We start from the raw sequence: 12231 nt of genomic DNA, 5'->3' as shown, positions 1-12231 counted from the left end.
TTATGAAACGCGCGCTTATTACCGGCATTACGGGGCAGGATGGATCCTATCTTGCGGAATTGCTGCTGGGAAAGGGATACGCCGTATACGGCTTCGCGAGACAGGACAGCTGGTACAGACCGAACTGCGCGAGCCACCTCACCGGCAAGGTGGAGATGATATTCGGGGACGTCACCGAGGGTGTCGACATTGCAGCCGCGGTGCAGGACGCAAAGCCCGACGAGATCTACAATCTGGCTTCGCAGTCGAGGCCCGGAGAATCCTGGGCACGCGCGCCGGAAACGCTCCTTGTGAACGGTCTGGCGGCAGTAAGGCTATTTGAAGCCGTGCGCCACAGTTGCCCCAAAGCTCGCATCTACCACGCATCGTCCTCAGAGATGTATGGCCAGACGGCGGTCGAATTCCACGACGAGGAGAGCCTTTTCAACCCGGTCAACCCGTACGCCGCCGCAAAGGTCTATGCCCATCAGATGGCCTCGATCTATCGGGACAGCTACGATATGTATATTGCGAGTGGGATCCTCTTCAACCACGAAAGCGAGAGGCGCCCGCTACACTTCCTGACGCAAAAGGTTGCCTACGGTGCTGCATGCGCGGCTCTGGGTATTGCCGACTCTCCGGATCGCAACGAACGCGGACGGCCGATCGTGGAGCAGGGCAAACTTGCGCTCGGCAATCTCCAAGTGTCGCGTGACTGGGGTTATGCGCCAGACTTCGTTCGCGCAATGTGGTTGATATTGCAGCAGCAGCATCCTGCAGATTTCATCATAGGTACGGGCTTGTCCCACACTCTTCGCGATTTGTGTAGGGTCGCTTATGAAAGTATTGGCCACGATTGGGAGAAATGTGTATTCAGCGACCCGGCTCTGGTGAGGCCGCTGGAGCCTGGTAAGGCGGTAGCCAATACATCCAAGGCAGAAAAGCTTCTTGGATGGCGCCCTAGTGTGACATTCGAGGAAATGGTGGCGCGCATGGTCGAGGCTCAGATACGCCGACTTGAGCGGTTTATTTAGGAAGGGTAGGCACATTGAAGAAGGCACTGATCACCGGCGTGACCGGTCAAGATGGGGCGTACTTGGCAGAGCTTCTGATCAAGAAGGGCTATGAGGTTCACGGCATAAAGCGGCGTGCCTCGCTTTTCAATACTGACCGCATCGACCATCTCTATCAGGATCCGCACGAGGCGCGGCGCCGGTTCGTCCTGCACTATGGCGACATGACGGATTCTTCGAGCCTTACCCGCATCATCCAGCAGGTCCAGCCTGACGAGATTTACAATCTTGCCGCTCAGTCGCATGTGGCGGTGTCCTTCGAGGAGCCCGAATATACGGCCAACTCCGACGCGCTTGGTGCCCTGCGCATTCTCGAGGCGATCCGTATTCTCGGCCTCGAGAAGAAGACCCGTTTCTATCAGGCCTCGACCTCGGAGCTCTATGGCCTCGTGCAGGAGATCCCCCAGAAGGAAACGACGCCCTTCTATCCGCGCTCGCCCTATGCGGTTGCCAAGCTTTACGCCTACTGGATCACCGTCAACTACCGCGAAGCTTATGGCATCTATGCTTGCAACGGCATTCTCTTCAATCACGAGAGCCCTGTTCGCGGAGAAACCTTTGTGACGCGCAAGATCACCCGAGCGCTCGCCCGCATAAAGCTCGGCCTGCAAGATTGCCTCTATCTCGGCAATCTCGACGCCAAGCGCGACTGGGGCCACGCGAAGGACTATGTCGAGATGCAGTGGCTGATGCTGCAGCAGCAACAGCCAGAGGATTTCGTCATCGCGACCGGCGTGCAGTACAGCGTCCGTGAATTCGTGGATGCGGCGGCCCACGAGATCGGCCTTTCGATCTCCTGGAAGGGCGAAGGTGTCGATGAAAAGGGTTATGATGCGGACGGCAGGTGCATCGTTGCGGTCGATCCACGCTATTTCCGCCCGACCGAAGTGGAGACGCTCCTGGGTGACGCGACGAAGGCCAAGCAAAAGCTTGGCTGGGTACCGAAGATCACCTTCAAGGAACTGGTCTCGGAAATGATGCGCGAAGACCTGAAATCGGCTGAGCGCGACGAACTCGTCAAGCGCCACGGCTTCTCCGCCTACGATTATCACGAGTGATTGCAATGAAAGACAAGGACGCGAAGATCTACGTGGCCGGCCACCGGGGCATGGTTGGCTCGGCCATTGTCCGCAGGCTGCAGGCCGGCGGCTACACCAATATAGCGATGAAGACCCATGCCGAGCTCGACCTTGTCGATCCCGGGGCAGTGTCTGAATTCATCAAGGCCGAGAAGCCGGACTATATCTTCATGGCCGCGGCAAAGGTTGGCGGGATCCATGCCAACAACGTCTACCGCGCAGAATTTCTCTATCAGAACCTGATGATCGAGACGAATGTGCTACATGCTGCGTGGGAAGCAGGTGTGCAACGCATGCTCTTTCTCGGATCGAGCTGCATCTATCCGCGTGACTGCCCCCAGCCCATTCGCGAGGAATATCTGCTGACTGGTCCTCTCGAGCAGACCAACGAGCCCTATGCGATCGCCAAGATTGCGGGCGTCAAGCTCTGCGAGAGCTATAACCGCCAGTACGGCACGCAGTATGTCTCGGCGATGCCGACCAATCTCTACGGGCCGAACGACAATTACGACCTGAACAACAGCCACGTCCTGCCGGCGTTGATCAGGAAGACCCATGAGGCGAAGATCCGCGGCGACCGGGAACTGGTCGTCTGGGGTTCTGGCCGACCGATGCGCGAGTTTCTATATATCGACGACATGGCTGATGCCTGCGTCTTCCTGATGGAGAACGACGTCACCGACGGACTGTTCAACATCGGAAAGGGCAAGGATGTGACGATCCGGGAACTTGCCGAGACCGTCATGAAGGTCGTGGGCTTCGAGGGCGAGATCGTCTTCGACCAGACGAAGCCGGACGGAACGCCGCGCAAGCTGATGAGCGTTGAGCGCATGTCGGCATTGGGCTGGAACGCCACAACGTCGCTTGCCGACGGCATTGCGCGGGCCTATGCCGACTTCAAGTCCCGCTTCGCTGCAGAAGGATGAAGGAGCCGCTCGTCACAATCGCGGTTCCCTCGTTCAACCAGGGGCGCTTTCTTGACGAGGCGCTTCGATCAATCTTCGAGCAGGATATTCCTGTTGAGGTCTTCGTGCTGGATGGCGGCTCTTCCGACGAGTCTGTCGAGGTCATCCACAAATGGGCGCCCAAGCTTTCCGGCTGGCGCAGCCGTAAGGACGAGGGCCAGGCGGCTGCCATCAACGAGGGCATCGCGCAAGGCGCCGCGCCCTTCGTTTGCTGGCTGAACAGCGACGACTGGCTATTGCCAGGAGGACTGAAATGCCTTGTCGAAGCCTTGGGAAGGCATCCGGAGGCACCGGTGGCCTATGGACGTGCCTGGAACTTCGTTGAGAATTCTGGCAAGCGTGCGCCGGTATGGGTCGAGCCCTTCGACGAGCGACGACTGGCCCTGCGCTGCATCATCTCCCAGCCCGCTACCCTGATAAGACGCACCGCCTGGGATGCCGTCGCCGGCGTCGATGCCAATCTTCATATGGTGATGGACTACGATTTGTGGTGGCGGCTTTACCGGCAGTCCGGCCCGCTCGCCTACGTCGATCAGTTCGTGGCGGTCAATCGCGAGCACGAATTGACCAAGACACGCACGCTACGCAGACGACATTACCGCGAGGCCATGGAGATCGTTCGAAGGCACTACGGCAGAGTGCCGCTGAAGTGGTGGATCGCCCAGCCCTATGCGGTCTGGTATAAATCAATCGTATATCGTCTATGCCCCACAACGGTTAGCGAGCAGTGATATATGAATCCTGCGTCCGAACGAAGATCCAATGTGTGCATGGGACCGGAACATGGCTCCCCATGGCCACACCCACTCTTCTTTGGCGTTGAATCTAATCAGAACTACGGAGGTAGTCAGTGAACGAGAGCGAGTTCGACCAGTTTGCCGATGAATACAGGGCGCTCCACGCCAACGCTATCGCGGCCTCTGGCGAAACACCGGAATTCTTCGCCGACTATAAGATTGCCGACATGGTCAGGCATGTCCGCAATCGCAATGTCTCCGCAGAGAAGATTCTGGACTTTGGGTGTGGCGTTGGAACATCGACACCGTACTTCCTGAAATATTTCCCGGACACGCAAGTTGTCGGAGTGGACGTTTCGCGGAAGAGTCTCGAGATCGCAGCCTCGCGCTTCGGCAGCAAAGCGCAGTATTCCCTACTTGAGAATGATGCAATTCGCTTTCCTGCCAATACTTTCGACGTCGCATTTGCAGCCTGCGTATTTCATCACATTTCATGGGACGAGCACGACCATTGGCTCAGGGAAATGTGGCGGGTAGTGAAGCCGAATGGCATTGTAACGATATTCGAGCACAATCCGTGGAATCCGCTAACTCTTCACGCCGTCAATACCTGCGAGTTCGATGCGAACGCAAAGCTTATGAACCCCTTTCGGCTGAGAGCCGTCCTCAAAGCAGCCGGTTTTCGCAGCATTACGCATGAGTACCGGATATTCTTTCCAAACATGCTGAAGTCCCTGCGTCCTCTGGAGCGCGGTATGGGCTGGCTGCCCCTCGGCGCCCAATATTCGGTAACGGCGCAGAAATGACAGGTATTGTTGGTCAATTCGTAAGGTATATCGCAGTCGGAGTCGTCAATACAGCCGTCGGACTTCTCATCATATTTGCCGCGATGAGGTTGGGGTTCGGTGATATCACCGCCAACCTAGTCGGGTATCTTGTCGGATTCCTTATCAGCTATTCCGTCAATAGCCTCTGGACGTTCAGAGCCCCGCTCGGTCGAAGCAAGGCCCTAAGGTACGCGGCCGTTATGGCCCTTTCCTATTTAATCAATCTCGCCGCAATGCTATTCGCCCGTGATTTGCTCGATACCGGAAGTCACCTCGCGCAGGTTGCGGGCATCCTTGCGTACTCCTTCGCGGGTTTTATCGGATCCCGATTTTTCGTATTCAGAATCTCTCGCGCCTCAGCCTAAGCCAAAGGCAGACAAGCATCACCTCTTAGGCTCTTCTTGCCCCGCTATATCATTCGACGGGCGTCTATCGTCCCGCCTCTGCTGCGTCTTGCGGCCGCAGCCTGATTGTTGCAAATAGATCCCCGTCTTCCGTTTCAAGAAATGGCAGTTGCTTTATCTGTTGCATCAGCGGTTGAAGTTCAGCTTTACGCCGGTCGGGACAGTAGAAACCGGGAAGCCGGTTCCAATCCTCTTTAGCGCTTTCCGTAAGTGTGGCACGCGTCTGGTCGACACATGGCCAAAGGTGAGGAGACCAAAGCATGTGGAAGTAGGGTATCACTACCACATCCGCATTCCGATCTCGAAGAATCTTCACAATGTGATGAATTTTGGTCGCTTCCAGATTATCGCTGAGCGCCAACATGGACAAGGGCCAATGCAACTGCGCCTCAGCAAGATTCTTGTCGCCGCCGATATTAAAGGTGCGAAATCCCACATTTGGCGCGAGGTAGTTTGCCATAAAATCGTTTCTCCACGGAGCAAACGCAACTACCTCGTTCGGATTTATACTCTGTCGAAGCTTCGCAAAAAGATCGTCGTCAATCTGGTGAAACTGCGCTCTGTTGTCGGTGTACATACGAAATCTTTGAGGAAGATTTGGAATATTCAGAACTACAATCAGTAGCAGTACGACAACGGGGGCTACGGAGTTTCTTCGCAACGAGCCCGACCAAACCGCAACCAACGCCCAAAGCGCGAATATCTCAAGCGCAGACCAGCGGTAAGTTGCTCGCATAGATTTAAAGCCCGGAATGTTTTCGGATATCCAGGCACTACCTGTTGGCCCCACTCCATATGCGACGGCCCCCGCCCCACCTTGTTGTTGCGATTGGGTTATTTCTACCTGTCCAGGTCTTGTTGAATTTATCTTTAGGGTCGGCCCTAGCGCCATGTAAAAACCGACGAGCGCGATAATTAACAAAGCGCTGACAACAGTTCGCTTACGCCTAACTCGAAACCACGCGAACAGTCCGGCCAAAATTATGGGCAGAGAGAACGTCGTTGTCCAAATCGAGGCATCACCATAGTATATTTCCTCGGTACGACGTGCACTTATTCCAATAATGTCGGCGAACCAATGAAATCCACTTGTCGGAATCACAACAAACGATAGATCAAGTCCCGCTTCGCGAAAGAAATCCAGGGAACTTGGCTCAAATTCACCCTTTCCAATATAGGTTTTATAGGCAAGATAGGCCAAGGCAAAGCTGATGATATGCGTGGGCAGCGCAGTCTTCAGCAGGTGCCGACGGCTCTCGACGCCAGTCAACAGAAAGTAACCGAGCAATATGCTCGATCCGGCTGCGAACATTACAAAGCTGTAGCCATCCATGAACACCGATACAAAGGTGGCCAATAAATAAAACGACACCTTCCAAGCTACGCTTGAAGCGGATTCGAGCTCAAACAAGCGCAATGCCGCTAGAAAGTAAAAGGGCAGCAGGCCGATGCCAAGTGAAACCATGGAATAGCCGGCATGGGCCCAGATGATCGGCATGCTCATCCACGTCATCGCAAGAAGCAGGGAGACCGATCGGGTCGCTCCAAATGATCGGGAGATCAGGAAGGCGGAACCGAATGCGACCGTCAGCCAAAAAGCAGCCATGCCGGCATAAGCATCGGAAGGGTGTAGTCCCAACCGGATCAGCCAGCTTACTGGCAGTGCGCCGGCGAGGCCAAACGGAATTGCTGACGGCACAGGAAGCCCAAAGTCATGCGTGTGGATGCTGTACAACGGACCATTGGCGAATGACTGCGCAAAACCAGACGTCCACACGGCCTGCCCTAGCGTTGGCGTCATAAAAAACGGGATAGCGCCGTGGAGCAAAAGCACCAAGCCCGCGGCCAAAATCGCCAAGGCACATTCCAGGGCAGTCCAACTGACGTTTCGAGGCGTACTTCCAGAATTCCTGCGCATGCCCTCGTTCACTTTCTGCACTCAAAAGCAACAACAATCACCGCAACCAGAGCATCGCCAATGGTCGTTGCAAAACGATATCCGAGCGCGACCGCAGTCGCCTCGGCCGTAGGTATGCCTGTAGTGGAAAGGCCAGCAATGAGGACCGTCTCTCGGACGCCGAATCCGCCAGGCGCTCCCGGAACAATGAATCCTAGGAGCCATGCGGCGGCTCCAATCCCGATAAGGTCGCCTATCCGACTGTCGCCCGAAAGGCTTCTGCTGATCATGACTATTAGCGATCCGCTTCCAATGAAAAACAAAAGGTAGAGGACGAACGCGATGGCGACCGCAACAAATGCACTGTGGTCTGCCCCGCCCATCTTAAGGTAGCCAAATACAGCAACGCCCAGGATCAGGACGGAGAGGCTGCCGAAAACCAGTGCGTTGACCAATGCTGGATTGGCAGAAGCATGACGAGCGAGTTCACCAACCAAGACCCCTCTCGCAAGCCACGCGGATACGCACGCCGCTGCCACAGCGATGATCGACAATTCGCCTATTTGCGCAAAGGCGAGAGCCTTGTTTGAAGCTCCCGCCCTTCTGGAGAGACCATAACGGCCGACCATGTGTAGCATGTTGCTCGGCAGATATTTGTAGATTTGTGCTTTTCCGCAAATGGCAAGAGCACGTCCAACGCTCAGCGACGGACCGTCGATCGCAGTCAGTAGCCTGTGCCAGGCCAGCGAGCAGAGCTGAACGATTAACGCGTATGCAACAACTGAGCCCCCGACGGCCGCCAGAAACAATGGCGAAGCAAACTGCTGCTGTAGGCCGTCAAACGATCGGTAGATGGCACGGCCGACAAAGGCAAACGCGGCCAGACTGACGACAATACCGATGATGCGGACAATAGGCCTCATCTTGCCTGCCCTGACAATCGTGCCTCCCTGCTTCGTGTCAGTCACAGCGGCAAAGAACCATCGTCCAGGGAAGCGGTTGCCGAACTTCGACGACTTTCACGGTTCTACGCAACAGGTCAAGAAAGGCCGCGGACGACCAATGCTGAATATGACCCGGCGTGTTGCCCAAGCTGCCGATATACTTTCCGCGTGCCATATTGAGTATGCGCCAAATGGGCTCGCGCGGTACGCTGACAAGGAGATAAGGATTCGCCAGCGACTTCAAAACGGCCAGTGCCCGTTCGGTTTGAGGAACGTGTTCAAGTACTTCGCAGCAGATCACCAGTTCGGCCGATGCTTCCTGCGGAGCCAAATCATAAAGCGATATGGTTTTAAATTTCGGCGAGATACCGCGCGTCGCGCACTGCCCGTTTGCTTCTGCGACGCTCGTTGCCTCGAGATCGCTTCCACGGACATCCCAGCCGCGGTCGTGGAGACGCATCGAGAGGTTGCCCTCGCCGCAGCCAACCTCATATGCACTGCGAATTCCAGTTTTCTCAGTGAGTTCGTCGAAGCTGTTCAGGAAGCCGTTCATCAAATAGCGGGCGATCGGATTCCCCGTATTGTATTTGTCGTAATAGTTTCCAGGGACATTGTCGTATACTGGTGGAGTCTCCGTCATTCTCTCTCTTCTTTCTCACGAGCTTGTGAGAGGCTCTGCCTTCGGTCGAGTTCGACCGCAAATAGCTGGTTTGCTCCCCATAGAAATCGCTCATATTTGATCGGCCTCAGCCCGCATTCTACAGCGAGGCGATGTAAACTTCCCTTGTCGAACATCTCCTCGTGCTCTTCGGCAGCACTCGAGCTGAAAACTCCCAGCATCGCACCGATGTCATGTATCTTGTGGAATGCTCGATGAGGGGTAGTAAGAACCAAGCGGCCCAGGGGCGCCAAACAGGATGCCCACCCACCAAGTTCCCTCTTGGGGTCTGGCAGATGCTCAATTACCGCTAGCGCTATTATCGTATCAAACTTTTCTGATGACGGGAGCTGCACAACAAACTTGTGGTCTGGCCACTTCCGGCGAGCAATCTCAACTGACGCCGCGTCTGGATCAAACCCGACATACGCTTCCTTGTCACACCATTCCGCCAACGCGCCTGATCCGCATCCGATGTCAAGAACTCGTCCTTGCAACCAAGGGCGGACCGCGCTCAATCTAGCGTTCCGAAGATAGGGGGATAGCAGCCCCGATACTTGATCAACCACGCGCCTTCACTTTCTCTATCGCCTCATCCGAGCACTCTGCAGAAGCCTGGTAACTCAACCCTACTCGCGGGAGCGTGCGCAATTCCTGGCGCAACTGCCGGATCCTGATCTCTTCAAGCAACTGTCGGTTGACCGCGATGAGCTCAGCAAGAATTCCGCCCACAGCGAGAATGCCCGCAAGAGCAAGCAGCGCACCGGAAAGGACCAACGACTGAATGTTGCCGCGGCCCTCTCCGATTGTGAAGTTATAAAGGAAGCGCACGATCATAAATGCACCTGGTATTGCGAAAATCGCGGCGCAGGCGGTGAAGAAACGCAATGGACTGTAGACGATGAATATCCTGACGATCGTGATCAACGAGCGGCGAACATAACTGGCAATGCTCTTGACGAGTCGGGACGGCCTCAGGTCGCCATTAACTCGTATGGGCACAGATGTGATGGGGATGTTCTTGCGCCCCGCCTGGATTATCGTTTCCAAGGTGTAGGTATACCGATTGAACACATTCAATTGCACTGCGGCGTCCCGGTGGATTGCGCGAAAACCACTCGGTGCATCGGCAACTGTTGTATCGCTCGCCAGTTTTACGGCCCAGCTTCCAAATCTCTGAAGAACCTTCTTGACAGGCGAGAAGTGATCAATTTCATCGATAGGCCGAGCGCCCACTACAATTTGTGCCCGCCTTTCTAAAATCGGACGAACCAAATCGGGGATACAAGATGCGTCGTATTGGTTGTCCGCGTCAGTGTTGACGATAACGTCAGCACCAAGACTGAGTGCCGCTTCGATTCCAACCATGAAGGCTTTGGCGAGACCCTGATTGTGCGGCAAAGAAATGATGTGGTTGACGCCGTGTTCAACCGCGACGCGAACGGTCCCATCAGTTGAACCGTCATCAATAACGAGCCATTCAACGCTGTCGAAACCTTCGACCTTTCGTGGGAGAGCCGCAAGCGCCACCGGCAGCGTTTCCTCCTCATTCAGGCAAGGTATTTGAATGATCAATTTCGACAATGCAGCTCCCTTTGGCAACGCGGAACAGACGCAAGACGAACGGATAGTTGAACTCCGAAAGTCTTGCCAAAGGCACCCGCGTCGATTTCGACAAATATGGCGGACCATAGTCAACGGCATCCGCACTGGCAACCGGAAATGATTGTCCTGCAAGATCTTGGCTTTGAAACAGTCGGCACTCTGGCTGAGTATCTTTTTGCAGAAAATGCCGAGCTTGATTCAAGGTACCATAGCGACCAGCTCGGAGCGAAAAGACAGCTGCGGGAAAGGGCAACATGGCGCCGTCTGACGCCAAGACGGCCCACATCATCATGCCGGATAGCTCGTGGGAAAACGGCTCATGAGTTCCCTGGCAAATGACCCGATCTGGCTATCGGGATGCACATGTCAATCAGCATGCATTTCGAACGAAGAGGATGGGGGGATCGGCGGCATTGATACGATGTTCCGTCCATCTCTTGTCACCCTGCAACGTCCTGTAGATACTATCGTTATACTTGACCCCTGGAAGATTTTGGTCGGTCCCCTCCTTCAAGCCTGCCTGATTGGGGATGAGCACGTAATTTGACGCGTTTATGATCTGCATCGCCTCATCCAGGCTTCGCGAGAAGTACGAATATCGGAACTCCATCTTAACCTGGTTCTTCTGCGCCTGATCGATCAGGACAGCCTCTGGCGTTATTGGGTACGGACTGACAGCGTTAAATATCGGAAGCGCGTTCCCGCAAAGCGCACCTTTCGCGATGCCGTCAGTTACGAGCTCCGTAATCTGTGTCAGCATCTCATTTGTCTCCGGCCGTTGCCTTCCGTCTTGGTAAGACGTTCCGGCCGGCAGGAAGATGATTGCAAAGAGCAGGAACACAGCCGATGCCAATGCCGATATCCGCTTGTCGCGCGTTCCGATACCTCTCGATATCGCGATCGTCATTGCAACGATGAACGGGAAGAAGAAGAAACTGCTCTGATACAGCGACTTGAACGCTGTGAGCGCCGTCCCAATGTATATGATAACGCACCAAATGTAGTATGCTATCGCGGAAAGGCCCGACTTGAAGGCCTCCCCCCGCCAAACGGTCAGGGAGATATCAGCGAGAATAATCAGGAGACCTATTGGCGCGAATATCCCAAGCCCAAGCTTGCTCGCCGCGCCCATGAAATTGTACGTCCAGTGAAACAGCATGCTACCGGGCGTATTCCAAATGTCGGCGTTCGTTACAATGGCGGCCTTTACATACGCGTAGGTCTGCGAACCCCATACATAGACCAGCGGCGCAAGAACAATGACTACGGTCAAGCACACTATTATTGCTGCAGGAAATGCGTCCCTAATCCTTGCCTTCCCCACCAGCGCGAGTCCCATCAAGCCCGCTATACCCAGCATGGGAACGGTAATGAGAAACGCGCTCGGCTTCCAACTTATGGCAAGCACGACAAAAAGTGCGAGAAAGACGGCAGATAGAAATTCTCGTTGGTCGTACCTGAAGTTGATCAGCCAATATGCCGCAAGAGCAAAAGCTGCCCCTGCTGCCATGTCTGGACGAAGTTCCGTAATTATTGCGCCAGCTACCGGCACAAACATCATGAGAGCGACAAGCAAAAGGCCGAATAACGGATCCATATTCCTCTTAGCAATGAGCCAAAGGCCCACGCCGTACATCGTCAGCGCAATGGCATTGGCGACATAGGGCCCAAAATTGTAGGGACCGAAGATCCAAAAGCCGACCATCGCCGTCATGGTCTCGAGCGGAGCGTGAGGCGGGTTCTCCAGGAAAGAAAAAATCACCCCTCCCGGGCCGCCAACGCCCTCAAATGCAATGCGCTGATAGGCGTCCAGCAAATAAGTGTTGTCGTCGTATATCGGCGGAATCGAGAGTGCGCCGTGGTCGATTGCGGTCCAGATATTAATCGCAGTAAAAACCGCGACCAAGCTTACGAGGCCCAGCCAAATTAACAACCCTCTGCTAAGCGTCATACCGCCAAACTCTCGTCCTCTTGAGTCATCGAAACAATTCCAAATGCGGCCGGTAAACAAAGATGAGGGTGTTTGTAGCAGATGCAAAACCTGTCAACTCAGACGAGCTCTG

11 protein-coding genes are annotated in these 12231 nt (G+C 55.0%); 5 read left to right on the top strand and 6 right to left on the bottom strand.

Going from position 1 to position 12231, the window contains the following annotated elements; genetic code table 11:
• Positions 1 to 2 precede the first annotated feature (2 nt).
• The 5 genes from EV286_RS19335 (at position 3) to EV286_RS19315 (ending at position 4639) form a co-directional block, all read left to right on the top strand.
• The gene (locus EV286_RS19335; RefSeq protein ID WP_132958790.1) at positions 3 to 1013 is read left to right on the top strand and encodes a GDP-mannose 4,6-dehydratase; all 1011 of its coding nucleotides are present in this window, start codon (positions 3 to 5) and stop codon (positions 1011 to 1013) included.
• 14 nt (positions 1014 to 1027) lie between these two features.
• Positions 1028 to 2110 carry a GDP-mannose 4,6-dehydratase gene (gene gmd / locus EV286_RS19330; RefSeq protein WP_132958789.1) on the top strand — a complete coding sequence of 361 codons (1083 nt, stop codon included), beginning with the start codon at positions 1028 to 1030 and terminating at the stop codon, positions 2108 to 2110.
• A gap of 5 nt (positions 2111 to 2115) precedes the next feature.
• Positions 2116 to 3057 carry a GDP-L-fucose synthase gene (locus EV286_RS19325; RefSeq protein ID WP_132958788.1) on the top strand — a complete coding sequence of 314 codons (942 nt, stop codon included), beginning with the start codon at positions 2116 to 2118 and terminating at the stop codon, positions 3055 to 3057.
• Positions 3054 to 3827, top strand: a complete 774-nt coding sequence (locus EV286_RS19320) for a glycosyltransferase family 2 protein (RefSeq protein WP_132958787.1) — start codon at positions 3054 to 3056, stop codon at positions 3825 to 3827. The genes EV286_RS19325 and EV286_RS19320 overlap by 4 nt, the downstream gene beginning before the upstream one ends.
• A 119-nt stretch (positions 3828 to 3946) precedes the next feature.
• Positions 3947 to 4639 carry a class I SAM-dependent methyltransferase gene (locus EV286_RS19315; RefSeq protein WP_132958786.1) on the top strand — a complete coding sequence of 231 codons (693 nt, stop codon included), beginning with the start codon at positions 3947 to 3949 and terminating at the stop codon, positions 4637 to 4639.
• A gap of 450 nt (positions 4640 to 5089) precedes the next feature.
• On the opposite strand, the gene EV286_RS19305 is transcribed toward EV286_RS19315, so the two are convergent.
• From EV286_RS19305 to EV286_RS19280, 6 genes are all read right to left on the bottom strand, one after another.
• On the bottom strand, positions 5090 to 6922 hold the full coding sequence (locus tag EV286_RS19305) for a hypothetical protein (protein ID WP_132958784.1): 1833 nt from the start codon (positions 6920 to 6922) through the stop codon (positions 5090 to 5092).
• Between the two features lie 68 nt (positions 6923 to 6990).
• Positions 6991 to 7884, bottom strand: a complete 894-nt coding sequence (locus tag EV286_RS19300; RefSeq protein WP_132958783.1) for a lysylphosphatidylglycerol synthase domain-containing protein — start codon at positions 7882 to 7884, stop codon at positions 6991 to 6993.
• A 37-nt stretch (positions 7885 to 7921) separates the two neighbouring features.
• Positions 7922 to 8545, bottom strand: coding sequence for a class I SAM-dependent methyltransferase (locus tag EV286_RS19295; RefSeq protein WP_132958782.1), 624 nt, complete (start codon positions 8543 to 8545; stop codon positions 7922 to 7924).
• A gap of 579 nt (positions 8546 to 9124) precedes the next feature.
• On the bottom strand, positions 9125 to 10147 hold the full coding sequence (locus EV286_RS19285; protein ID WP_245500762.1) for a glycosyltransferase family 2 protein: 1023 nt from the start codon (positions 10145 to 10147) through the stop codon (positions 9125 to 9127).
• The gene (locus EV286_RS32510) at positions 10110 to 10460 is read right to left on the bottom strand and encodes a hypothetical protein (RefSeq protein WP_245500761.1); all 351 of its coding nucleotides are present in this window, start codon (positions 10458 to 10460) and stop codon (positions 10110 to 10112) included. The genes EV286_RS19285 and EV286_RS32510 overlap by 38 nt, the downstream gene beginning before the upstream one ends.
• Before the next feature lie 78 nt (positions 10461 to 10538).
• Complete coding sequence (locus tag EV286_RS19280; protein WP_132958779.1) at positions 10539 to 12119, bottom strand: glycosyltransferase family 39 protein; 1581 nt, start codon at positions 12117 to 12119, stop codon at positions 10539 to 10541.
• Positions 12120 to 12231 lie beyond the last annotated feature (112 nt).

It is taken from the genome of Rhizobium sp. BK251 (genome assembly GCF_004345245.1).
GTDB lineage: Bacteria > Pseudomonadota > Alphaproteobacteria > Rhizobiales > Rhizobiaceae > Rhizobium.
This window is presented reverse-complemented; position numbering and strand designations above follow the sequence as displayed.

Coding starts and splice junctions, on each gene's coding strand:
- EV286_RS19335 (WP_132958790.1), top strand. CDS start 3: ATGAAACGCGCGCTTATTACCGGCATTACGGGGCAGGATGGATCCTAT.
- EV286_RS19280 (WP_132958779.1), bottom strand. CDS start 12,119: ATGACGCTTAGCAGAGGGTTGTTAATTTGGCTGGGCCTCGTAAGCTTG.
- EV286_RS19300 (WP_132958783.1), bottom strand. CDS start 7,884: ATGAGGCCTATTGTCCGCATCATCGGTATTGTCGTCAGTCTGGCCGCG.
- EV286_RS19320 (WP_132958787.1), top strand. CDS start 3,054: ATGAAGGAGCCGCTCGTCACAATCGCGGTTCCCTCGTTCAACCAGGGG.
- EV286_RS19325 (WP_132958788.1), top strand. CDS start 2,116: ATGAAAGACAAGGACGCGAAGATCTACGTGGCCGGCCACCGGGGCATG.
- EV286_RS32510 (WP_245500761.1), bottom strand. CDS start 10,460: ATGATGATGTGGGCCGTCTTGGCGTCAGACGGCGCCATGTTGCCCTTT.
- EV286_RS19295 (WP_132958782.1), bottom strand. CDS start 8,545: ATGACGGAGACTCCACCAGTATACGACAATGTCCCTGGAAACTATTAC.